This window comes from Mesorhizobium sp. M1252 (assembly GCF_040318265.1).
Lineage (GTDB): Bacteria > Pseudomonadota > Alphaproteobacteria > Rhizobiales > Rhizobiaceae > Mesorhizobium.
Genome location: NZ_JAMYLX010000018.1, coordinates 1 through 22,744 on the forward strand (window position 1 = coordinate 1; position 22,744 = coordinate 22,744).

22 protein-coding genes and 1 pseudogene are annotated in these 22,744 nt (G+C 63.0%); 8 read left to right on the plus strand and 15 right to left on the minus strand.

Features of this window, described 5'->3' with window-relative positions; translation table 11 throughout:
* Nucleotides 1-257: 257 nt before the first annotated feature.
* Nucleotides 258-602, minus strand: coding sequence for a RidA family protein (locus tag NKH22_RS26645; RefSeq protein WP_023672906.1), 345 nt, complete (start codon nucleotides 600-602; stop codon nucleotides 258-260).
* 207 nt (nucleotides 603-809) lie between these two features.
* On the opposite strand from NKH22_RS26645, the gene NKH22_RS26650 reads away from it, so the two are divergent.
* Entirely contained in the window at nucleotides 810-1,148 is a 339-nt protein-coding gene (locus NKH22_RS26650) for a protein tyrosine phosphatase family protein (RefSeq protein WP_023672907.1), read from the plus strand.
* 225 nt (nucleotides 1,149-1,373) lie between these two features.
* Here NKH22_RS26650 and NKH22_RS26655 read toward each other — a convergent pair whose 3' ends face one another.
* A complete protein-coding gene (locus tag NKH22_RS26655) occupies nucleotides 1,374-1,841 on the minus strand; it encodes an Lrp/AsnC family transcriptional regulator (RefSeq protein ID WP_023689628.1) in 468 nt (155 codons plus the stop codon).
* Between the two features lie 135 nt (nucleotides 1,842-1,976).
* On the opposite strand from NKH22_RS26655, the gene hppD reads away from it, so the two are divergent.
* Both hppD and NKH22_RS26665 read left to right on the plus strand, forming a co-directional pair.
* Nucleotides 1,977-3,092 carry a 4-hydroxyphenylpyruvate dioxygenase gene (gene hppD, locus NKH22_RS26660; RefSeq protein ID WP_023694412.1) on the plus strand — a complete coding sequence of 372 codons (1,116 nt, stop codon included), beginning with the start codon at nucleotides 1,977-1,979 and terminating at the stop codon, nucleotides 3,090-3,092.
* A 122-nt stretch (nucleotides 3,093-3,214) separates the two neighbouring features.
* Nucleotides 3,215-3,373 (plus strand): annotated as a pseudogene (locus NKH22_RS26665) (type II toxin-antitoxin system Phd/YefM family antitoxin); the annotation flags it as partial.
* Between the two features lie 3 nt (nucleotides 3,374-3,376).
* Here NKH22_RS26665 and NKH22_RS26670 read toward each other — a convergent pair.
* Genes NKH22_RS26670 through hmgA form a run of 5 tightly spaced genes read right to left on the minus strand, consistent with a single transcriptional unit; the run spans nucleotide 3,377 to nucleotide 7,440 of the window.
* Nucleotides 3,377-3,913 carry a DinB family protein gene (locus tag NKH22_RS26670; protein ID WP_352911680.1) on the minus strand — a complete coding sequence of 179 codons (537 nt, stop codon included), beginning with the start codon at nucleotides 3,911-3,913 and terminating at the stop codon, nucleotides 3,377-3,379.
* Nucleotides 3,910-4,206 (minus strand): hypothetical protein, encoded by a 297-nt coding sequence (locus NKH22_RS26675; protein ID WP_023694415.1) that lies wholly within the window; start codon nucleotides 4,204-4,206, stop codon nucleotides 3,910-3,912. Before NKH22_RS26675 ends, NKH22_RS26670 begins: the two co-directional genes overlap by 4 nt.
* 12 nt (nucleotides 4,207-4,218) lie before the next feature.
* On the minus strand, nucleotides 4,219-5,232 hold the full coding sequence (locus tag NKH22_RS26680; RefSeq protein ID WP_023672913.1) for a fumarylacetoacetate hydrolase family protein: 1,014 nt from the start codon (nucleotides 5,230-5,232) through the stop codon (nucleotides 4,219-4,221).
* A complete protein-coding gene (locus NKH22_RS26685; RefSeq protein ID WP_352911683.1) occupies nucleotides 5,229-6,116 on the minus strand; it encodes an MBL fold metallo-hydrolase in 888 nt (295 codons plus the stop codon). The genes NKH22_RS26680 and NKH22_RS26685 overlap by 4 nt, the downstream gene beginning before the upstream one ends.
* Nucleotides 6,117-6,126: 10 nt before the next feature.
* Nucleotides 6,127-7,440, minus strand: coding sequence for a homogentisate 1,2-dioxygenase (hmgA, locus tag NKH22_RS26690; RefSeq protein WP_023682923.1), 1,314 nt, complete (start codon nucleotides 7,438-7,440; stop codon nucleotides 6,127-6,129).
* Nucleotides 7,441-7,562: 122 nt separating this feature from the next.
* On the opposite strand from hmgA, the gene NKH22_RS26695 reads away from it, so the two are divergent.
* Nucleotides 7,563-7,997 (plus strand): MarR family winged helix-turn-helix transcriptional regulator, encoded by a 435-nt coding sequence (locus tag NKH22_RS26695; RefSeq protein ID WP_031198143.1) that lies wholly within the window; start codon nucleotides 7,563-7,565, stop codon nucleotides 7,995-7,997.
* A gap of 224 nt (nucleotides 7,998-8,221) precedes the next feature.
* On the opposite strand, the gene tdh is transcribed toward NKH22_RS26695, so the two are convergent.
* Together tdh and NKH22_RS26705 are read right to left on the minus strand one after the other, a co-directional pair.
* Nucleotides 8,222-9,256, minus strand: coding sequence for an L-threonine 3-dehydrogenase (tdh, locus tag NKH22_RS26700; RefSeq protein ID WP_023715233.1), 1,035 nt, complete (start codon nucleotides 9,254-9,256; stop codon nucleotides 8,222-8,224).
* Nucleotides 9,257-9,425: 169 nt separating this feature from the next.
* On the minus strand, nucleotides 9,426-10,613 hold the full coding sequence (locus NKH22_RS26705) for a glycine C-acetyltransferase (protein WP_023715232.1): 1,188 nt from the start codon (nucleotides 10,611-10,613) through the stop codon (nucleotides 9,426-9,428).
* 309 nt (nucleotides 10,614-10,922) lie between these two features.
* Here NKH22_RS26705 and NKH22_RS26710 point away from each other — a divergent pair, with 309 nt between their 5' ends.
* Nucleotides 10,923-12,989, plus strand: coding sequence for a putative bifunctional diguanylate cyclase/phosphodiesterase (locus tag NKH22_RS26710; protein WP_023724848.1), 2,067 nt, complete (start codon nucleotides 10,923-10,925; stop codon nucleotides 12,987-12,989).
* Nucleotides 12,990-13,010: 21 nt separating this feature from the next.
* Here the strand turns inward: NKH22_RS26710 and NKH22_RS26715 are convergent, their stop codons facing one another.
* Entirely contained in the window at nucleotides 13,011-13,415 is a 405-nt protein-coding gene (locus NKH22_RS26715) for a MarR family winged helix-turn-helix transcriptional regulator (protein WP_023672921.1), read from the minus strand.
* Nucleotides 13,416-13,607: 192 nt separating this feature from the next.
* Here NKH22_RS26715 and NKH22_RS26720 point away from each other — a divergent pair, with 192 nt between their 5' ends.
* Nucleotides 13,608-14,015: a hypothetical protein gene (locus NKH22_RS26720; protein WP_023745497.1), complete on the plus strand. Its 408-nt coding sequence runs from the start codon at nucleotides 13,608-13,610 to the stop codon at nucleotides 14,013-14,015.
* Nucleotides 14,016-14,235: 220 nt separating this feature from the next.
* Here the strand turns inward: NKH22_RS26720 and NKH22_RS26725 are convergent, their stop codons facing one another.
* Nucleotides 14,236-16,281, minus strand: a complete 2,046-nt coding sequence (locus NKH22_RS26725; RefSeq protein WP_023807908.1) for an oxidoreductase — start codon at nucleotides 16,279-16,281, stop codon at nucleotides 14,236-14,238.
* A 139-nt stretch (nucleotides 16,282-16,420) separates the two neighbouring features.
* Here NKH22_RS26725 and queF point away from each other — a divergent pair, with 139 nt between their 5' ends.
* Entirely contained in the window at nucleotides 16,421-16,882 is a 462-nt protein-coding gene (gene queF, locus NKH22_RS26730) for a preQ(1) synthase (RefSeq protein ID WP_023672924.1), read from the plus strand.
* A 215-nt stretch (nucleotides 16,883-17,097) separates the two neighbouring features.
* On the opposite strand, the gene NKH22_RS26735 is transcribed toward queF, so the two are convergent.
* The 4 genes from NKH22_RS26735 to NKH22_RS26750 form a co-directional block, all read right to left on the minus strand.
* Nucleotides 17,098-17,709 carry a hypothetical protein gene (locus NKH22_RS26735; protein WP_023807907.1) on the minus strand — a complete coding sequence of 204 codons (612 nt, stop codon included), beginning with the start codon at nucleotides 17,707-17,709 and terminating at the stop codon, nucleotides 17,098-17,100.
* Nucleotides 17,710-17,713: 4 nt separating this feature from the next.
* On the minus strand, nucleotides 17,714-18,193 hold the full coding sequence (locus tag NKH22_RS26740) for a DUF3828 domain-containing protein (RefSeq protein WP_023671589.1): 480 nt from the start codon (nucleotides 18,191-18,193) through the stop codon (nucleotides 17,714-17,716).
* Nucleotides 18,194-18,288: 95 nt separating this feature from the next.
* Nucleotides 18,289-19,938 (minus strand): ABC transporter substrate-binding protein, encoded by a 1,650-nt coding sequence (locus tag NKH22_RS26745; RefSeq protein WP_023715228.1) that lies wholly within the window; start codon nucleotides 19,936-19,938, stop codon nucleotides 18,289-18,291.
* A 61-nt stretch (nucleotides 19,939-19,999) separates the two neighbouring features.
* Nucleotides 20,000-21,550 (minus strand): trimethylamine methyltransferase family protein, encoded by a 1,551-nt coding sequence (locus NKH22_RS26750; protein WP_023715227.1) that lies wholly within the window; start codon nucleotides 21,548-21,550, stop codon nucleotides 20,000-20,002.
* Nucleotides 21,551-21,639: 89 nt separating this feature from the next.
* On the opposite strand from NKH22_RS26750, the gene NKH22_RS26755 reads away from it, so the two are divergent.
* Nucleotides 21,640-22,542 carry a LysR substrate-binding domain-containing protein gene (locus tag NKH22_RS26755; protein WP_023752057.1) on the plus strand — a complete coding sequence of 301 codons (903 nt, stop codon included), beginning with the start codon at nucleotides 21,640-21,642 and terminating at the stop codon, nucleotides 22,540-22,542.
* Nucleotides 22,543-22,744: the final 202 nt, after the last annotated feature.

Sequence of the window (22,744 nt, forward strand, 5' to 3'; positions counted from 1 at the left end):
TCGTAGCCGTCGCGAAAAGCGCCAGCCCCCTACCTCCCCCTTGTGGGGAGGTCGGACCGCAGGTCCGGGTGGGGGTCGGTGCCGCGGGGGCCCCCCCCCCCCCCGCGCGCGCCCCCCCCCCCCCCCCGCCGCGGGGGGGGGGGCGCCCGCGCCCCCCCCCGGTGCAGCCTCGCCGACCCCACCCCGTCTCGCAGTCTCCGCTTCGCTTCGACTACTCGCCGACCCTCCCCTCGAGGGGGAGGGTAAGGCGCCGCGCTCTAAATCGCCGCCGTAACGATAATCTCGACAGTGTATTCCGGCCCTGCAAGCTTGGCCTCACCCGTGGCGCGGGCGGGCGTGTTGCCTTGCGGGACCCACTTGTCCCATTCCTTGTTCATCTCGGCGAAGGTGCCCATATCGGCCAGCCAGATGATCGCCTGCAGGATCTTGGTCTTGTCGGTGCCGGCCTTGGCCAGCAGTTCGTCGATAGATGCGAGGATCGACCTCGTCTGTTCGCCAACGCTGGCGCCGGGCGTTCCGACCTGGCCGGCGAGATAGACGGTGTTGCCGTGGATGACGATCTGGCTCATGCGCGGGCCAACATCGATGCGACGAATGCTCATGGGATGGTTCCTTCGTTTGTCGGTGCGCCTGTTTAGAGTCGCTGCCGCCTCCGGGCAAGGCCAACAGCGCGAAACCTCTTGAGCCTGGGTTGGATCTTGGGCCGCAAATGTCTATCTGCGCCGAGGGATTTCTTTCCGGCGCGGATTGCCGCCCTCGTGTGAGAGTGGCAAGACTTCGCGCCAAACCAGGTTGAGAGGATGAGAGCCATGGAATATCGAGAAATCAGCGAGGACTATTCGGTCTCGGGCCAGATCCAGCCCGAAGATGCCGCCGCCATCAAGGAAGCCGGTTTCAAGAGCGTGATCTGCAACCGGCCGGATGACGAGCAGCCCGACCAGCCTTCGGCCGACAGCGTCAAGGCGGCGGTCGAAGCCGCGGGGCTGGCCTTCCGCTACATCCCGGTAATCAGCGGCCAGATCACAGCCGAGAATGTCGAAGATCAGGCCGAAGCGCTCGACGCGCTTGAAGGCCCGGTGTTTGCCTATTGCCGCTCCGGCGCGCGCTGCACCAATCTCTACGGGCTGATTCAGCAGTCCAAGGGGTGAGCATCTGAGGCGCTGGCGATCCCTCACACCCCCCTCTGTCCTGCCGGACATCATCTCCCCCGCAAGGGGGGAGATCGGATGTCGCCTTCGCTTTTCGCCAATCGCCGACGTTGCAGGATGAGCGCTATCGACAAAGCTGCTGATCTCCCTCCTTGCGGGAGAGATGGCCGGCAGGCCAGAGGGGGGGTGCTGTCCCGCCGACGTATCAACTGAAACTCTCTCAAACTAGATCGGCAGCGCCCCGGTCTCCTTCAGCGTCTCCAGCACGATCGCGGTCTTTACATGCTGCACGGAGTCGTGCGGCAACAGCACGCCGTTGACGAATTCCGACAGCGATTTCAGATCGGGGGTCACCACTTTCAAGATGTAGTCCATCTCACCGGTCAGCGCGTGCGCCTCCTGCACTTCCGGCAGCCGCGCCAGCAATTCGCCGAAGCGCCGCGCATTGTCGCGGTTGTGGGTGGCCAATGTCACCGAGATGACATTGACCAGCGAGAAGCCGAGCTTGTCGCGGTCGAGCACCGCCCGGTAGCCCTTGATATAGCCGTCCTCTTCCAACCGCTGGCGGCGGCGCGAGCATTGGGAGGCGGAGAGGTTCACCCGCTCCGACAGGTCGTTGTTGGTCAGCCGCGCATCGCCCTGCAGAAGTGCCATTATCTTGCGGTCGAACTGATCGATGCGCGTCTCATTCATGATCTTTGGCCCGTTTGTGCACAATTCACGCACGATCTGATCATTTCAAGCGTTTGAATGCAAGCACCGTGCAGCCGCTCCGCGTTATGATTGCACGTGGTCCGCTGCGGCCACCGCCAGTTTTGGAGCAATGCCATGGGTCCCTTTCCGCACGACGCCCCGCCCGCCAAGATCAGCAAGGAAAACCCCGCCGGCACCGACGGTTTCGAGTTCGTCGAGTTCGCCCATGCGGAGCCGCAGAAGCTCGCCGAGCTGTTCACCCGCATGGGCTATGTCGCGGTGGCCAAGCACCGCACGAAGGACATCACCGTCTGGCGCCAGGGCGACATCAACTATGTCGTCAATGCCGAGCCGGGTTCGCATGCGATGAAATTCGTCGACAAGCACGGCCCCTGCGCCGCCTCGATGGCCTGGCGCGTGGTCGATGCAAAGCATGCGTTCGAGCATGCGGTATCGAAAGGCGCCACGCCCTACGACGGCAACGACAAGGCGCTCGACGTGCCGGCCATTGTCGGCATTGGCGGCTCACTGCTCTATTTCATCGAAGCCTATGGCAAGAAGGGCTCGGCCTATGATGCCGAGTTCGAGTGGCTGGGCGAACGCGACCCGCGGCCGCAAGGCGTCGGCTTCTATTTCCTCGACCACCTCACCCACAATGTCTATCGCGGCCAGATGGACAAATGGTGGGACTTTTATCGCGAGCTGTTCGGCTTCAAGCAGATCCATTTCTTCGACATCGACGGCAAGATCACCGGCCTGGTCAGCCGCGCCATCACCTCGCCCTGCGGCAAGATCCGCATTCCGCTAAATGAATCCAAGGACGACACCAGCCAGATCGCCGAATACCTGAAGAAGTACAATGGCGAAGGCATCCAGCATATCGCCGTCGGCACCGACGACATCTACGCCGCCACCGACAAGCTTGCCGACAACGGGCTGAAGTTCATGCCCGGTCCGCCGGAGACCTACTACGACATGTCGTACAACAGGGTGAACGGGCATGACGAGCCGATCGAGCGGATGAAGAAGCACGGCATCCTGATCGACGGCGAAGGCGTGGTCGACGGCGGCATGACCAAGATCCTGCTGCAGATATTCTCCAAAACCGTGATCGGCCCGATCTTCTTCGAATTCATCCAGAGGAAGGGCGACGAAGGTTTTGGCGAAGGCAATTTCCGCGCGCTGTTCGAGTCGATCGAGCAGGACCAGATCAAGCGCGGCGTAATCAAGGTCGATGGCAAGGCGGCGTGAACCCCCGTTTGCGGCTCGATCGGCCTTGATCTAAGTTTCGATCAAAAGGGTCAAGCCGTGAACGTCTCCATAACCGAAGCAAAGGCCAACTATCGGAACTCGTCGGCCGCGCGGAAGCCGGCGAGGAGATAGTCATCACTCGTCACGGCAAGATCGCGGCGCGGCTCGTGCCACCAGTTCGAGAAGACTTGTTGTCGCGCATAGGTGCCCTGAAGGGGAAGATTTGGATTTCAGACGATTTCGACAAACTCGGCCCTGAATGGAACGAGTACACCAGATAAAGGTCAGAGGCCCAACCGCTCGACCTCTTCTTTCCTCACCTTCAAATCATAATCGAGCAAAAACTCGTCCAGCTGCGGCGGCGCGACCGAGCTGCCCGAGAGCATCGCGTGCACCTGGCCGCGATGATGGATGTCGTGCAGGAAGACATGGGCGAGAATGTCGCCGATCTTTTCGCGGATCATGCCGTCCTCGCGCCGGTCGGTGACGACCTGACGGTCGACATCCGCTTCCGACAGCTTCTCGCAAAAGGCGATCAGGCGCCAGTCGGCCGCGACCTGAGCGGCAAACAGCGCCTGCGGGTCATCGAACGGCACGTAATCGTCATGGGCGGCCGCGCCGACGCCGCCCTCCTCAAGGAAATCGAGATAGAGATGATCGACCGCGAGGATGTGGTTGAGCGTTGCCTTGATCGACGGGAAGAAGCTGGTGCGTTCGGCTTCGAATTCGCCGGGCTTTAGCTGCAGCACGGCCCGATAGAGCCGGTCGTTCGACCAGAGATTGTTGCCGGCCATGCGGCTGAAATGCTCGAGCAGGGTCACGCGTTCATTCGTCTGATCAGGCCAATGCCAGCCGCCATCACCGCGAAGCCGGCGACAACGATCAGCAGCAGCCGGTTCATGCGCCGCCGCATCGCCTGCGTCTCCTCGTCCCGCGCCACATTGGTGTTGGTGATGGTGTGGAACATCATCGCCTTGCGCGGGTAGCCGCTGCGGTTGGTCAGATCGGGCGAGCGCGCCTCGATGCGGTAGCTCAGCCGGATCGCCTGGATGAAGACCACCAGAATGGCCAACGCCCAGACGCCGGCCAGCAGGTAGAACGCCTCTCCCGTCACTATTGCCCCCTCTTATGCCTGGGACTTCTCGACCTTCTGCTCGATGGCGCCGAAGATCGAGTTTCCGCTTTTATTCTTCATCTCGATACGCACCGTATCGCCAAAGCGCAGGAACGGCGTCTTGGGCTCGCCAGACTCAATGGTCTCGATCATGCGCAGTTCAGCGATGCAGGAATAGCCGGCGCCGCCGGCCGCCACCGGTTTGCCCGGCCCGCCATCCAGCTTGTTGGAGACGGTGCCGGAACCGATGATGGTGCCGGCAACCAGCGGCCGTGTCTTTGCGGCATGGGCAATCAGCGCCGGGAAGTCGAAGGTCATGTCGACGCCGGCATTGGCACGGCCGAACGGCTTGCCGTTGACGTCGGCGAGCAGAGGCAGGTTGACCTTGCCGCCATCCCAGGCGTCGCCGAGTTCGTCCGGCGTCACCGCCACCGGCGAAAAAGCCGAGGACGGCTTCGACTGGAAGAAGCCAAACCCCTTGGCGAGCTCGGGTCCGGTGAGCGCGCGCAGCGTCACATCATTGACCAGCATGACCAGCCGGATGGCGGCGCGCGCCTGGTCGAGGCTGGCGCCCATCGGCACATCGTCGACGATGACGGAGACTTCCGCCTCCATGTCGATGCCGAAGGCTTCGTCCGCCGTGCGGATCGGCTCGCGCGGCGCGATGAAGGAATCCGAGCCACCCTGGTAGATCAGCGGATCGGTCCAGAAGCTTGCCGGCATCTCGGCGCCGCGGGCTTTGCGCACCAGCTCGACATGGTTCACATAGGCAGAACCATCGGCCCATTGATAGGCGCGCGGCAGCGGCGAATGGGCGTCATGCTCATGGAAGCGTGCCGACGGCACCGCATTGTTCTCCAGCGATTCGGCGATCGTCGCCAGGTGCGGCGAAATCCGCTGCCAGTCGTCGAGTGCCGCCTGCAGCGTGCGCGCCAGGAACGAGGCGTCGGTGAAGCGCGTCAGGTCGCGCGAGACGACGACAAGCTTTCCGTCGCGCGTCCCGTCCCTCAATGTGGCAAGCTTCATGCGGTTTCCTCTCCTAATGCGGCTTTGGCGCCGTCTAAGTTCACAACAAGGCCGTCGCGGGCAATCGTCAAGTCACCCGCCCACGATTTCCTGACGGCCGCCTCCCAGTCGGCCTCGCCGATCGCGGCATCATCGGCCGGAATGAGGTGGTTGAGCACCAGCCTCTTCACCCCGGCATCGCTGGCGATGCGACCTGCCTGCTCGGCAAATGAGTGGCTGGCAAGCAGATGCTCTTTCAGCCGCGCGCCATTGCCGGTCCTGGCGACCAGCCGCTCGATGCCTTCTTCCAGCATGGCCTCATGGACGAGAATGTCGGCATTTCGGGCAAAGCCTGCGAGCGGCGGAAAGAAGGCTGTGTCGGCCGAGAAGACGATGCTTTTGCCAGCGTGGTCGAAACGCAGCGCGAAACAGTCCGTGACCGGCGGATGGTCGACGCGCAGTGCCGAGACCTTCAGGCCGCGCTGCGCAAAAATCTCGCCCTCGCCGAATTCCACGATCGAAGCCATTTCGCGAATGTCCGGCCTGCCTTCGTCGACGATTCGGATCTCGATGTCGAACTCCATCGCCTGGCAGAAGCGCCGCCAGTAATGCCCGGTGCCGGGCGGTCCGAACAACGTCACCGGATTGGCCAGACCGGCGGTCCAGGCGGTGTGGAGCAGCGCCCCCATTTCCAGCACATGATCGGAATGCAGATGGGTGACGAAGATCAGGTCGAGCGCCTTCAGGCTGACGCCGGCATCGACCAGGCCACGCGTGACACCCAGCCCGCAATCGACGACGATGGTCCGCCCGCCAAGCTCCAGCAGCGACGAACTCGGCCACGGCCCGCCCGACCGCAATGCCGGGCCGCCTTTCGAGCCGAGAAGCACCAGCCGGTCGCTCATCGAGCTGATCTCAAGACCAGTCGCCCTCCGGCGTGCCATTGAAGCGCTTCTTCAGGTCGGTCCAGCAGTCAATGTAATTGTCCTGCCTTGTTTCAAGCTCGGCGCCGTAGCGGGTCAGCATTTGCGGGAATCGGGTCTCGAACATGAAGGCCATCGTGTTGTCGAGCTTGACCGGTTTCAGCTCGGAGCGCGAGGCCTTTTCGAAGCCAGGTGCGTCGGGGCCGTGGGCCAGCATCAGATTGTGCAGGCTGATGCCGCCGGGCACGAAGCCTTCTTCCTTGGCGTCGTACTGGCCATGGATCAGGCCCATGAACTCGCTCATGATGTTGCGGTGGTACCAGGGCGGCCGGAACGTGTCTTCCGCCACCAGCCAGCGCGGCGGGAAGATGACGAAGTCGATATTGGCGGTGCCCTCCTCGCCGCTCGGCGCCGTCAGCACGGTGAAGATCGACGGATCGGGATGGTCGAACAGGATGGCGCCGACCGGCGAAAACGTCGCCAGATCATATTTGTAGGGCGCATAGTTGCCGTGCCAGGCGACGACGTCGAGCGGCGAATGGCCGATCTCGGTGACGTTGAAATTGCCGCACCATTTCACCGTCAGCCGGCACGGCGTTTCCTTCTCCTCGAACCAGGCGCAAGGCGTCTTGAAATCGCGAGGATTGGCCAGGCAGTTGGCGCCGATCGGGCCGCGGTCGGGCAGCGTCAGCTTGGCGCCGTAGTTTTCGCAGACATAGCCGCGCACTTCCTTGTCGATGAGCTCGACCTTGAACACCAGCCCGCGCGGCAGCACGGCGATCTCGCCGGGCCGCAGCTCGATGACACCCATCTCGGTGACGAAGCGCAAGGCGCCGACCTGGGGGACGATCAGCAACTCGCCATCGGCATTGAAGAAATGATCGTCGACCATCGATCGGTTGGCGACATAGACATGCGCGGCCATGCCGCTTTGGCCCAGCACATCTCCGGCAGTGGTGATGGTGCGCATGCCGGCGATGAAGTCGGTCGGCTCACTCGGCATCGGCACCGGGCTCCAGCGATACTGCCCGAGCGCCAGTTCGTGGTCGCCGACATTGGGGGCGGTCTTCCACAAGGGATAGCTCACCGCCTTGAAGCGGCCGGTGTGTTTTACGCTCGGCCGGATGCGATAGAGCCAGGAGCGCTCATTGGTGCCGCGCGGCGCGGTGAAGGGCGAGCCCGATAGCTGTTCGGCATAGAGCCCGTAAGCCGGCCGTTGCGGCGAGTTCCGCCCCTGCGGCAGCGAGCCGGGCAGCGTCTCGGTTTCGAAGTCGTTGCCGAAGCCCGGCATGTAGGAAAAGGTCATCCGATCCTCCCTGATCCCGGCCCCGCGAAGCGCTGCTTGCCGGCGATGTTGACCAAACTGGTTTCATTTGTAACCATCGAAAATGTAACTATCAACGGGCGAATGCCGCATCCATGGTGCAGATGGAAATCCTCGAACTCGAAAGCTTCCTGCCCTATCGGCTCTACCGGCTGGCCGACGCCGTCAGCCGCGAATTTTCAAAAATCTACCGCGACCGCCACGGCCTGACGCGGCCGGAATGGCGCACGCTGTCAGGGCTCGGACAGCGCGGCACGATGACCGCGACGGCGCTCGGCGAGCAGTCGGCCATGCACAAGACCAAGGTTTCGCGGGCGGTGGCGGAGCTTGAGCGGCGGCGCTGGCTGACGCGCACGCCGGACGAGAATGATCGGCGTGTGGATCATTTGGCGCTGACCAAGGCCGGGCTGACCGCCTATCAAGAGATGGTGCCGCTGGCGAGGGCGTTTGAACGGGAGTTGCTGGAGAGGCTGAGCACAGAGGAGCGGACAGCGATTGTGAGCGGCGTGGCGGCGCTGGAGGGAGCGTTGGGTGAATAAAGAATCTGCTCCGCCGTGATCCTTCACACCCCCCTCTGTCCTGCCGGACATCTCCCCCGCAAGGGGGGAGATCAGATGTCGCGAAGGCTTTCGCCAATCTCCAATGTTGCAGAGGTTGGCGAGCCGTCAAAGCTGCCAATCTCCCTCCTTGCGGGGGAGATGGCCGGCAGGCCAGAGGGCGGTGCTGTCCCGCCGGCTTCTCCAGCTAGAACGTGCCTCTGCGCCTACCAATCCATCACCACCTTACCCGAACTGCCGCTCCTCATCGCATCGAACCCTGTCTGGAAATCGTCGATCCCAATGCGGTGCGTAATCAGACCCGACACATCCAGCGGCCCCTGCACCAGGGCGATCATCTTGTACCAGGTCTCGAACATTTCGCGGCCGTAGATGCCCTTCAAGTGCAGCATCTTGAAGATGACCTTGTTCCAGTCGATTTCGAAGCCGGTCGGCGCGATGCCCAGAATGGCGATCTTGCCGCCATTGTTCATGGTGTCGATCATGTCGCGAAAGGCGGGCGCGGCGCCCGACATTTCCAGGCCGACGTCAAAACCTTCGGTCATGCCGAGCGCCGGCATGACATCCCTAAGCTTTTCCTTCGAGGCGTCGACGACATGCTGGACGCCGAGCTTTTTGGCCAGCGCCAGCCGCACCGGGTTGATGTCGGTGATGACGACTTTTCGCGCCCCCACACATTGGGCAACGAGCGCGCCCATGATGCCGATCGGCCCGGCGCCGGTGACCAGAACGTCTTCACCGACCAGGTCGAAGGACAGAGCGGTGTGGACGGCATTGCCCAGGGGATCGAAGATCGCGGCGATCTCGTCGGGCACATCGTCGGGGATCGGCACGACATTGTGCTGCGGGATCGCCAGATATTCGCCGAAGGCGCCGGGGCGGTTGACGCCGACGCCGAGCGTGTTACGGCAGAGATGCCCCCTGCCGGCGCGGCAATTGCGGCAATGGCCACAGACGATGTGACCTTCGCCGGAGACACGCTGGCCGACCTTGTATTCGGTGACCGCAGCGCCGAAATCGGCCACCGTGCCGACGAATTCATGGCCGGTCACCATCGGCACCGGCACGGTCTTCTGCGCCCACTGGTCCCAATTGTAGATGTGGACGTCGGTGCCGCAGATCGCCGTCTTCTTGACCTTGATCAGCACGTCGTTGGGGCCGATCTCCGGCACCGGTGCCTCTTCCATCCAGATGCCCGGTTCGGCCTTGGCCTTCACCAGCGCCTTCATCATGTTCGACATGCTACAACTCCTTACCCTCCCCCTTGTGGGGAGGGTGGCCCGAAGGGCCGGGTGGGGGTCAAAAACTGGCGGAGGTCGTGACCCTGCAGACCCCCACCCCGCCTCCCGCCCGCTTGCTTCGCAAGCGGTCGGAAGTCGACCCTCCCCACAAAGGGGGAGGGTAAAACTCTCAGCCAATCACGCCCAGTTCCTTGCCGACCGCCGCGAACGCTGCCACGGCGCGGTCGATGTCGGCGCTGGAATGCGCCGCCGACATCTGCGTGCGGATGCGCGCCTGGCCTTTCGGCACCACCGGGAAGGAAAAGCCGATGACATAGATGCCGCGCTTCAGCATGCGCGCCGCCATTTCCTGCGCCAGGCTGGCATCGCCCAGCATCACCGGAATGATCGGATGATCGGCGCCGGCCAGCGTGAAGCCGAGCTTGCCCATTTCGGAGCGAAAGCGCGCCGCATTGGCATAGAGGCGTTCGCGCAGGGCGTCCCCATTGCGGATCAGCTCGAACACCTTGATGGAAGCGCCGGCAATCGCCGGCATCAGCGTGTTGGAAAAGAGATAAGGCCGCGAACGCTGGCGCAGCCAGTCCACGACCTGGCTTTTGCCGGAGGTGTAGCCGCCGGAGGCGCCGCCGAGCGCCTTGCCGAGCGTGCCGGTGATGATATCCACCCTGCCCTCGACGCCGCAATGCTCGGCCGAGCCGCGGCCGTTCTTGCCGACGAAGCCGACGGCATGGCTGTCGTCGACCATCACCATGGCGCCGTACTTTTCCGCGAGGTCGCAGACGCCTTTCAGATTGGCGATGATGCCGTCCATGGAGAACACGCCGTCGGTGGCGATCAGGCGGAAGCGGCAGTCTTTCGCCTCTTTCAGCCGCGCTTCGAGGTCGGCCATGTCGTTGTTGGCATAGCGGAAACGCTTGGCCTTCGACAGCCGCACGCCGTCGATGATCGAGGCATGGTTCAGCGCATCGGAGATGATCGCATCCTCCTCGCCGAGCAGCGTTTCGAACAGGCCGCCATTGGCGTCGAAGCAGGAGCCGTAAAGGATGGTGTCGTCCAGGCCGAGGAAGGATGAAATCGTTGATTCAAGCTGCTTGTGCTCTTCCTGCGTGCCGCAGATGAAGCGCACCGAGGCCATGCCGTAACCGTAGCGGTCGAGCGCGCCTTTGGCCGCGGTGCGCAACTCGGCGCTGTCGGCGAGGCCGAGATAGTTGTTGGCGCAGAAGTTCAGCACCTTGTCGCCGCCGACTTCGATCTCAGCCGACTGGGTCGAGGTGATCACCCGCTCGGATTTGTAGAGCCCGGCGGATTTCAGCCCTTGCAGTTCGTTGTCGATATGGGAGAGGAATGCCGCGCTCATGATCAGGTCCTGTTGAGATTGGCGCGACTGTCGCGCTACGCGCACTAAAAATCCATCGCAAAAGCGACCGTTTCGGTGGCACGGCGGGCTCAACCCTGGCGCGACCCGATCGCATGGCCCGCATGCTGGAGTAGCAGGCACGCGAATACGGCTATGCCGCGAAAGAACATGATAACCATCTCGGCAGCTTTCGTTTACTGCCGAAGCAACAGTTCCGCCGGCTTCCAGACCTGTTAACCCTTTCAAGCCAATGGTCTTCTCGCCACGAATCGGTGGCAGAATCAGTTCGACCGAGGGGTCACCTAGAATATGTCGCAGCAGCCGGCGCAAACCGTCTCGGGCAAACTCATCCTGCTGATCAAGAGCGGCTATTGGCTGGCGCTGCTGATCATCGCCGCCATGGTGATGGCCTCCTTCATCCTGCTGCAGCAGATGATGGCGGCGCAACAGCACAACCATACTCTGCTCGACATCGTCAGCACCCAGAAGGCGCTGTCGCAGCGCATCGTCTTTTTGACCAGCGCAACCGGCTCCGCCGCGCGTGACAAGCAGCCGGCCCTAGTTGCCGCGCTGAAACAGGCGACCGCCGAGTTCGAGACGAACTACGACCTGCTCCTCAAACAGACGGGAGCCGACCCGCTGTCGCCGGCATTGTCCGACCCAAGGTCGATCGAGAGCGTGCTCTACGGCAAGCCGTTCCACCTCGACTATTTCTCGGTCGGGCTGGTCGCCAATGGCGAAAGGCTGATCTCGTCCTTCGAATCCCAGCTCTCCGGCAATGCCGCCTACAAGGGCGGCGGCGAGCGCGTCAATCTCGATGCTTCCGTCGCCAATGCGACGCTGTCGGGTTATGCCGCGCTCGGCCAACGCATCGCCGCATTCGCCGACGAGCGGTCGGAAAAGCTCCTCGATCTCCATCGCACCTTGTTCTACGCCACCATCGGCGTCATCGTCCTGGTGGCGCTTTTCATCTTCCGGCCGATGTCGAAGGCGATCCTGCGCAAGACGCACGAGCTTGTCGATGCCCGCAATTCGATGGCCTTCATCGCCGTACATGACGGGCTGACCGGCCTGCACAACCGCACCTTCCTGACCGATCACTTCGAAACGCTGATCAAGGGCGCGCATCGCCGGCGTGAGAGGCTGGCGGTGATCCAGCTCGACCTCGACCGGTTCAAGCAGATCAACGACACACTCGGCCACGCCGCCGGCGACTATGTTCTGGTCGTCACCGCGCAGCGCATGCGCGATTCCTGCCGCGCGTCGGATCTGTGCGCGCGCCTTGGCGGCGACGAATTCGTGATGATCCTCAATGGCGCCGGCGGCCCCGAGGACATCAACATGCTGGCCCGTCGCATCCTGGAGGAGATCAACGAGCCGATTACCTTCCAGGGCACGACCATCCTTCCGGGGGCCAGCGCCGGCATTGCCGTCTATCCCATCGACGCCGACAATGCCGAGGATCTGCTCGTCCACGCCGACCTCGCGCTCTATTCCGCCAAGAAGCTCGGCGGCGGCAGCTTCTCGTTCTTCTCCGAGGAACTCAGGCGCGAACTCGATTACCGCAAGCAGCTCGAGCACGACATCAAGGTCGCCATTTCGGAGAACGCCTTCCAGGTCTATTTCCAGCCGCAGGTGTCGCTGAGCAACGGCGCCATCAGCGGCATCGAGGCGCTGGTGCGCTGGAAGCATGCCGAGCGCGGCATGATTGCGCCGGGCGAGTTCATTCCGGTCGCCGAAAAATGCGGCTTCATGCCCGAGATCGGCCGCATAGTCTTTACGAAGGCGATCGAGCAAGCAGCCGAATGGGATCGCGCCGGCATTGCCTTCGGCCGGCTCGCCGTCAACGTGTCCGGCACCGAGCTGCGCGAACCCGACTTCGACCGCTTCCTGTTCGCGACGCTGGAAAAGGCCGGCCTGGCGCCGCAGAAACTGTCGCTTGAAATCGTCGAATCCGTCATTCTCGACGACGAGAAGACGGGCATCGCGGCGAAGCTGCGCCACATCCGCGCTGCTGGCGTCCATCTTGAGCTCGACGATTTCGGCACCGGCTATGCCTCGCTCAGCCACGTCAATCCCAACGAGATCGACCGGCTGAAGATCGACCGCCGCTTCGTCCAGAACATCAACGAGAATGGCGACAACACCAAGATCGTGCGCGCCATCACCGAGCTGGCGCGCGGTCTCGGCATTTCGATCGTCGCCGAGGGCGCGGAAACCGAAGCCGAGCTCGATTCGCTGATGGCAATCGGCTGCGACCAGGTGCAGGGCTATTCCATCGCCTTCCCGATGCCGCAGGACAAAGCGCGCGAATGGCTGCTGGCGCGCAGCCCGAAGAAAGCCAAGCTGAAGGTGCTTCAGGGCAATTTAGCCTAGACTATTGCCCACCGGTGCCGGTCATTTGGCCGGCGCGACATTCGCCCGCAATGCCGCCAGCACCTCGGCGAACTCCGCCAGCCTGTCGTCCGGCAATCCCGCGCGCAGCCGCTTGTCGAAGATGAGAGCCGCCGCCCGCAGCTTCAGGAACATCGTTTCGCCCGCCTGCGTCAGCTCGACCAGATGAACCCGGCGGTTGTCCGGATCGCGGCGGCGCGTCAGCAAGCCTTGCGCCTCCATGGCATTGAGATGGTGGGTGAGCGTGGCGCCCTGGATGCCGATCATGCCGGCAAGTTCGCGCTGGTTGGCAAGCTCGCTCGACTTGACCGAAAGCAAGGTCAGCCACACCGGCAGCGTGCCGCCGGCCTCGACCAAAGCGGCGTCAAAGGCCTGCGCCACCAGCTTGGAGGTGCGCGCGAGATTCATGCCGATTGGCGGACGGTCAAAGGGAGTCATGCGCCGACAGTAGAACAAGGCGCCGAGCGATGGAACGCGGCATTATACATTGACATCGAATCATTTGATACCTAACTATCATGCGTGTCGATCTACCGAGTTCGTATCATCCTGCATTCGACAGGGATCCGAGGACGGGCGGCGGGCAAGGAGGAAGCGGTCATGCAATATGTCTACATCGTCGTTATCGGCCTTCACGTCATGGCCGGTGTGTTCTGGGCCGGCACCACCATCACGCTTGCCCGCGACCCCGAGATCAGGGCGGAGCGCTTTATCGGACCGCAAATGGGCTCGGCCGGCATGGTGTTCGTGACCGGCGCCCTGCTCTGGTATTTCTTCCACGGCGCCTATTTCGGCTCGATGGAAATGGTGCTGGCGCTAGGCATCCTGGCCGCCTTCGCCGCTGCCGGCGTTCTCAGCGTCGTCGTCCGCAAGACCAGCCGGCAGCTTGCCGGCGCGGACGCCGCAACGGAAGCGGCGCTGCGCACCAAAATGGCCCGCGGCGAGCGCATCGCCGCCTGGCTTCTGGTACTCACCGTACTTTGCATGGCGACGGCCAGGATGATTTGAGCCCTGCCGCGCGTTGCCTCCCGGTTGAAAAGCATTCCGCATCGTGCGTCGCCTGGCTCTCGGCTGGTGGCGTACGCGGCGCGCAGTTCGGACGGATGTGCAAGGTGGCTCTCCGCACAGAGGTTTGGCTGCGCGCCACCCATCACTTTGATCGATCGAGATGCGCCCGCCGGAAGGGTGAGATCGAGCTTTGGAACAAGCCGTAGGCCGGCTTGTAGGCTCAAACCCGCAAGCCGAACCTGATGCCATCATAGATGGCGGCGTGGATGTTGCGCGAGGCGACCGCATCGCCGATGCGCAACAGCACGAAGCCGCCTTCGGGGTTGCGTGAAGGAAAAATATCGCCGCCGCCGACCAGCCGCTCGTAATCGACCGCGCCACCATTCTTCGACAGCGGTTTCAGCTGGAGATAGAGATCGTCGAGCGGCGCCGTGCCGTGCTCGACCACCACCTGGTCGACCCGCCTTTCGCCACGCCAGCCATCGGCAAAGTCGGAGGCGAGTTCGGCGACCAGTTGGTTGCCCTCGCGCCGTACCGAGCGCAGCCTGGTGTTGATGGTGATGGTGACGCCCTTCTCCTGGAAGGCGCGCATATAGGGCACGTGGTTCATGCCGCCCATTTCGGGGGCGAAGAAGCGCTCCGGCGAAACCAGCTCCAGTTTTGACCCTGCATTGGCGATCAGCTCCGCCGCGCCCATGCCCTGGTGGCCACCATTGTCGTCGAAGAGCAGCACGTTCTCCGCCGGCTTGACGCTGCCGGCCATGATGTCCCAACTCGACGTGACGAGATTGTCGCCTGATGTCAGCGGCGGGTTCTGCGGCAGGCCGCCGGTGGCGATCACCACCACGTCGGGCGACAGCGCCAGCACATCGTCCTGCTCGGCCCATGTATCGTAGCGGATCCCGACGCCGAGCCGGTCGAGTTCCGCCAGCCGCCAGTCGATGATGCCGATCAACTCCTTGCGGCGCGGGTTCTGCGTCGCCAGCCGAACCTGGCCGCCGGCCTGACCGGAGGCTTCGAGCACCGTGACATGGTGGCCGCGTTCGGCCATGACGCGAGCTGCCTCCAGCCCGCCGGCGCCGGCGCCAACGACGACGACTTTCCGCCTGGGCCCTTCGGTCATGACGATGATGTGCGGAATCTCGGCCTCGCGGCCGGTCGCGGCATTGTGGACGCACAGCGCCTCGCCGCCTTCATAGATACGATCGAGGCAATAGGTGGCGCCGACGCAAGGCCGGATCTCGTGCTCGCGACCTTCCATGACCTTCTTGATGATGTGCGGGTCGGCGATATGGGCGCGGGTCATGCCGACCATATCGAGCTTACCGGTGGCGATGGCATGGCGCGCCGTGGCGACATCGGAAATCCGCGCCGCATGGAAGGTCGGGAATTTTGTTGCCGCCCTCACCTCGCCGGCGAAATCGAGATGCGGCGAAGAGCGCATGCCGGTCACCGGGATAACCTTGGTGAGCGCCGCGTCGCTTTCGATCGAGCCGCGGATGATGTTCAGGAAATCGACCTTGCCAGAATTGGCGAGCCGTCTGGCGATCTCGACGCCCTCGGCCTTCGACAGGCCTTTGTCAAAGTCCTCATCGGCGACCATGCGGATGCCGACGATGAACTTTTCACCGACGGCAGCCCGCACGGCATCCAGCACCATGTCGGTGAAGCGCAGCCGGTTGTCGAGCGAACCGCCGAACTCGTCGTCGCGATGGTTTGTGGCCGGCGACCAGAAGCCGTCCATCAGATGGCCGTAGGATTCGAACTCGATGCCGTCGAGGCCGGCCGCCTGGCAGCGCTGCGCAGCGGACGCATAGTCGGCGACGATGCGCTCGATGTCCCAGTCCTCGATAGTTTTCGGGAACGCGCGGTGCGCCGGCTCACGCACCGGCGAGGCCGACAGCACCGGCAGCCAGTCGGCCTTGTTCCAGCCGGTGCGGCGACCAAGATGGGTGATCTGGATCATCACCTTGCAGTCATACTCGTGGCAGGCGTCCGCCAGTTGGGCCAGCCACGGCACGATGCGGTCGTCATAGACATGCAGATTGCCAAAGGCCGCCGGGCTGTCGCGCGAGACGATCGCCGAGCCCGCCGTCATGGTCAGCGCCATGCCGCCCTTGGCCTTTTCGGCGTGGTAGAGCCGGTAGCGCTGTTTCGGCATGCCGTCCTCGGAATAGGCCGGCTCGTGGCTGGTCGACATCACCCTGTTCTTCAGCGTCAGGTGTTTGAGCTGGTAAGGCTGGAGAAGCGGGTCGTTGCTGGTCATCATCTTCCTGCCATTCCAATTTGTGTCGGAGCAGCGCGTGCTGCTCCAGTTCTTGTCTTAAGCATCGAATTTATTCGAAAATCGCTGCACACTTTTCGGTCCGGTGCTAATGAGCGCGGAAATCCCCAGGAAAACCGCGATGATCGATACCAAAACCCTCACCCAGCTCGGCGCCCACGTCGAGACGCCACAGAGCCCGGAGACTGCGGTCCTGGAGACCGTGCCGTTCCAGCGCGGCGACGGACCGCCGGCGATCGTGCGCTTCACCTGCCCGGAATTCACCTCGCTCTGCCCGGTAACCGGACAGCCGGATTTCGCTCATATCGTCATCGACTACGCACCCGATACCACGCTCGTGGAATCGAAGTCGCTCAAACTGTTCATGACCTCGTTTCGCAACCATGGCGCTTTCCATGAAGACTGCACGGTGATGATCGGCCGCCGCATTGTGGCGGCAACGAAGCCGCTGTGGTTGCGCATAGGCGGCTATTGGTATCCGCGCGGCGGCATTCCGATCGATGTCTTCTGGCAGACCGGCGCTCCGCCCGAAGGCGCCTGGTTGCCCGACACCGGCGTTGCCCCCTATCGCGGAAGGGGCTGAAGCTATTTTGCGGAACTTTAGCGGGACAGCGCCCCCCTCTGTCCTGCCGGACATCTCCCCCACACGGGGGAGATTGGCCGCTACGCCGGCTTTAGCTAATCTCAAATGATGCGGAGCGGGCGAGACGTTGGAACTGCTGATCTCCCCACCCGGGGGGATGTCCGGCAGGACAGAGAGGGGCGCGAAGGATCGCAGGCGCTGATCCTCAATCAACATTATTCGCACTGGTACTGGCTGAGCGCCCATTCACCGGTCACCGAAAGCAGATCGGATATCTTCCAGTCGCCGTCGACTTTCCTGAATTTCCATTCAAGGCGATGCGGGTTGCCGGCGACGACGAAGGCGACAATGACCTTGGCCTGGTCGCCATTGATCGCTTCGAGTGTCTTCAGGCTCTTATCGATCTCGGCCTTGTCATAGTCGGCATTGTCGAGCGCCATGTTGGGGTCGAGGCATTCGCCCTGCCCGGATTTGCGCAACGCGTCGCTCTTGTCGAGAACGGTTTTTGCCGGGTCGATGAAGTGGCTGCGCTGCGCCGGATCGATCTCCAGCCCCACCTGATCGTAAAATGGCCGCACCACCGCCGTCGGGGATCCCGGCAGAATAGGTGCGGCCGGTGCGGCGTCGGCCGGCGACCACCCAACCGGCGGTGTCGCCGCTTCCACCGCTGTCCCGGGTGGATTTGCGGGCGGTGCTGCGCCGGCCGGTGCCGTCATGGCCGGGGCATTGGCTGGCGGCGGGCCCAACAGGCCTTGTGCCGCGGCTGCGCTCGTAGCCACGGCCAGCACGCACATGGGCGACAGCGCCAGGGCAAGACGGCGGAGCACAGGATCACTCCGGCGCTTTGTCGGGCATGCATTCCAGCGCGCTCAGCGTCCAGCTGCTGGTCTTGGAGGTGATGTCGGCGACCTTCCATTTGCCGTCGATTTTCTTCAGCGACCACAGCATTTCGCGTTTGGAATCATCGCCTTCCGCAAAAAGGCTGAAGGTGGCGGTGACTTCGGCCGTATCGCCATTGACGGTCTCGGCCAGCTTCAATGTCTTGGCAATCGACTTCTGGTCGAAATCCTGCGCGTCGAGGCCGGGATCGAAGTCGAGGCAGGCGACTTCGTCGGGCTTGTTCTTCGTTGCCTGGTCGTTGAGATCGAACAGCTTGGTCACCGGCTCGGTGAAGCGGTCGCGGTACTTTGCATCTCCCTCGAATTTCACCTCGGGCAGATAAAAGAACTTCACGGCGTTGGAAGCCGGCCCGGCCAGCACCGTCGCAGGCAAGGCAATCGAAAAGACAGCGGCAAGCACTATCGGTTTCATGCAGGATCTCCGGACGGTTCGGCGGCAAGGCGGCAATACCAGACATCCTGCATATCGGCTTTTTTGCGGCTCATGAAGCCCCGGCTTGCACCGTCTCAGCCATCCAGCCAGACGTTCTGCAGGTCCATCTCGAAGGTCTGGTGGACGCCGTAGTTCTTCACCTTCTTGTTCATGTGGCTGTAGAGCTTCTGCCAGAAGGGTTGAATGATGACGCCGGAATCCTGCAGGATCTGCTCGACATCCTTCATCACCTCACGCCGTTTCTCCACGTCGATCAGCGACAGCGCCTGCTTCAGCTTGGCGTCGAAGTCCGGGTTGGAATAGGCCGATTCATTCCAGGCTTCGCCGGTGCGATAACCAAGCGCCAGCACCTGGACGCCAAGCGGGCGCATGTACCAGATGGTCATCGAATAGGGATACTTCGTCCAGTCGTTCCAGAAGGTCGAGCCCGGCAGCACCGTGCGCTTCACCTTGATGCCGGCGTCGCGCAGCTGGCCCGCAATCGCGTCGCCGGTGTTCTTCTGCCAATCGTCCTCGACGGTGATCAGCTCGTGCTCGAAATCGGCCTGCCCTGCGTCCGCCATCAGCTTCTTGGCGCCGGCCGCGTCGCGCGTCTTCTTGGGCAGCGCAAAATATTCAGGATGGATAGGGCTGACATGGTGGTTTTCACCGACCGTCCCTCGCCCGGCATAGCCGAGTTCCAGCACCGCATTGTTGTCGACCGCCATCTGCAGCGCGCTGCGCACCCGCTGGTCGTCATAGGGCTTGTGGGTAACGTTCGTGCGGGCAACCAGCGTGGTTGCCGTCGCAACCTCGGACTTCTCCAGCCCCATCTTATCCAGGATGTCGATGAAGTCGGCCGGCGTCTCGAAATTGAGGTCTATCTCGCCGGATTCGAAGGCGTTGATCGAAGCGTTGAAGTCGGTGCCGTAGTCGATGAACTCGACGCTGTCGAGCGGCGCTTCACCACCCCACCACTTGCCGTTTTCACGACGCTTGACCACCGCCTTCTGGCCAACATCGTAGGAGACCAGTTCGAACGGGCCCGTGCCGATCGGCTTCTTGACCGGGTCGGCGCCTTCGGCGTCGAAATTGCGGTGGACGACGAGCGCGGGATAATCGGTGAGGTTCGGGATCAGCGAAATGTCAGGCGCGCTGAGCGTCAGCTTGACCGTATTGTCGTCGACCTTGGCGATCGCGCCTTCCCTGGCCTTGCCCGACTTTTCGTCGATCAGCCCGCCGACGCGAGCGGCCATGGAGTTGCCGGCGACCTTCTTCTCGCACCAGCGGGTAACATTGAAGACCACGTCATCGGCGTTGAAGGCATCGCCATTGTTCCAGGTGATGCCCTTGCGCACATGCAACGTGTATTCCGTGGCGTCGTCATTGATGTCCCAGCTTTCGAGCAGCACTGGCTCGAAGGTGAATTCCCTGGTGTAGCGGACCAGCGGCTCCAGCCAGCAGCGCGAGATGTTGGCCAGTTCCACCCAGTCATAGGTGCGCGGATCTTTTTGTGCCTTGACCGACATCGATATGTGCAGCGTGCCGCCCTTCTTCGGCTCCTCGGCAAAAGCCTGTCCCGGCGCGGCAAGGCCGATCATGCCGTAGGCCAGCGCCGTCGATGCGCCGAACGCACTTGCCAATGCAAGAAACTCGCGCCGGTCCATACGGCCAGCACGCGTCTCTTGCGCCATCGCCTCGATGGCCGTCGGCACGCGATCGCCATTGCTTTTGAAAAGTGTCATGTCTTTCTCCCTTGCGGTTCCCATCGGGTCTTCGCCCGTTATCAACTCATTCGTCGTTCTCTTAGCTAACGCTGTCGGGCAGCCTCTCTTCGCGCTGCGCGATAAAGTCCCTGAGGCCCTCGGCAATGCCCTCATCGAGTTTCGGCTCTTCATAGTCGGCCAGCATGTTGCGGGCTTTCTCGCGGCCGCGCGTGTCGTGGTCCTTCGCCCCTCCGGCCTTCCATTGTTCGTAGGAGTTGAAATCCATGATGGTGGGCATGAAGAATGCCGACTCGTAATGATCGAGCGTGTGCTGGGTGCCGAGGAAATGGCCCTGCGGCCCGACTTCGCGGATCGCCGCCATGGCCTCCTTGAAATCGTCGAACGGCAGGCCGCCGGCATATTTATACCAGCCGACAAGCTGCTCGCAGTCGGTGGCGAATTTCGAATAGCCGCATGTCAGCCCGGCCTCCAACCAGCCGGCGGAGTGCCAGATATAATTGGCGCCGGCGAGGATGGCGGCATGCATCAGCATGTTGGATTCATAGCCGGCCTGGGCGTCGTTGAGCTTGGAGCCGACATGGAAGCCGGAGGTTCGCCAGGGCAGTTTGTATTTCCGCGCCAGCGCGCCCATCAGATACATCATCTGGGCGGCTTCCGGCGTGCCGCCCATCGGCGCGCCGGTCTTCATGTCGACCGTCACCATGAACTGGCCGTAGATTTGCGGCGAACCCGGGCGCAGCAGTTGGGTGAAAGCGACGCCGGCCAGTGCTTCGGCATTGACCTGCGCCACCGCGCCGACGGCCGAGGCCGAAGTCGATGCGCCGCACAGCGCAAAGGGAGCCAGGATCAGCGGCTGATTGCTGCGCGCATAGACCTTCATCGCGTCCAGCATGGTGGCGTCCCACACCAGCGGCGAGTTGCAGTTGGTAATCGACACCAGCACCGGGTTGTCGCGAACGAAATCTTCGCCAAAGACGATGCCCGCCATCGCCATCGTGTCTTCGGCGCGGTCTTTGGAAGTAACGATGCCCATGAACGGCTTGTCGGAATGCTTCAGCGCCGAATGGATGATGTGGAGATGCCGTTTCGGCACCGCGATCTCCATCGGCTCGCAGATGATCGAACTCGACGAATGCAGCGCCGGGGCCATGTAGGCCAGCTTGTGGAAATTGTTGAGGTCTTCAAGCGTGCCATAACGCCGGTTGTTGTCGAGGTCGCGCACGTAAGGCGCGCCATACATCGGCGCGAAGATGGAGTTCTTGCCGCCGACGCGCACGGTGCGCTCGGGATTACGCGCATTGAGGGTGAATTCGGACGGAACCTTCGCGACCAGTTCCATCAGCAGGCCGCGGTCGATGCGGACGCGTGTCTCGGACACGTCGGCGCCCGCCGCCTTCCACATGGCGATCGCCTCGTCGTCGCGGAACTCGCAACCGACCTCTTCGAGGATGGCGAGTGACTCCTGGTGGATCAGTTCCACCGCCTCGTCCGGGACCATCTGGTAGGTGGGGATCTCGCGGACCAGCGTCGGGAACGAGGTGACGGGGGCGCTCCTCAGCGCCTTGCGTCCGAGGCGACCGCCGCCGCGGCGGTGGGTTTGCTCGGTCAGTTCAGCGGCCGGTGCGTTCATGGAGCCTCCTCATTCCGTCCAACCAAGTTAGCGAGAGGAAATATGGATGTGATGCTGGAAAATCCTGATCTCTTGTATAAGCTCAGCTTATGCGAAGCCTGCGCCACCTCCTGCCCTCGGCCGGCAGCCTGATCGTCTTCGAGGCGGCGGGCCGGCTGTCGAGCTTCACCGCTGCCGGGCGCGAGCTCGGCATGACGCAGGCCGCCGTCTCTTATGCGGTGCGCGGGTTGGAGGAACAGCTTAGCGCGCAGCTGTTCCAGCGCCGCCACCGCCAGGTCGTCCTGACAGAAGCGGGCGAACGCTTCCATGCCGACGTCTCGCTCGGTCTGTCGCATATCCGCAAATCGGCCGAGGATCTGCGCCTGCAGGCGAGCGGCGGCCATGTCACGCTGGCGGCGTCGACCGCCTTCGGCTCGTTCTGGATGATGCCGCGCCTGCAGCAGTTCCGCGACGAACTGCCGGGCATCGACTTGCGCATCCAGACCGCCGACCGTGATCTCGACATCATCGCCGAGGGCATCCCGCTCGCCGTTCGCGGCGGCGAACCGCGCGACTGGGCCGATTATCATTCGCTGCCGCTGGCCGACGAGGAGATTTTTCCGGTGGTTGGCGCCAGCTATCTCGCGAAATTCGGCATGCCAAGGAGCGTCGCGGAGCTGGCGACGCATCGCCTGATCCACCTCGAGGAGCCCTACCGCGAGGCGGCCAGCTGGGACGAATGGTTCCAGTCTGCGGGCGGCAGCCTCGACAACACCGCGCGCGGCCTGCGCATCAACGATTACGGCCTCGTGATCCAGGGCGTCATGGAAGGCCAGGGCATCGCGCTTGGCTGGCGGCATCTTGCCGAACGGCTGCTGGCCACGGGGTTGCTGGTGCCGGTGACCGATCACGTGCTGAAGACCGGCAAGGCGTTCTATGTGGTTTGGCCGAAGAACCGGGAGTTGAGCGAGAATGCGCGGAAAGTCAGGGACTGGCTGGCGGCGCAGGCTTGAAATCGGTTGCAGCGTAGTCACTATCGCGGAGTTCCTTCACACCCCCCTCTGTCCTGCCGGACATCTCCCCCGCAAGGGGGGAGATTGGCAGTTCATATGTCGCGTCACCCTTCAAGCATTGAAGATTGGCGAAAGCCGTCGTGACATCTGATCTCCCTCCTTGCGGGGGAGATGGCCGGCAGGCCAGAGGGGGGTGCTGTCC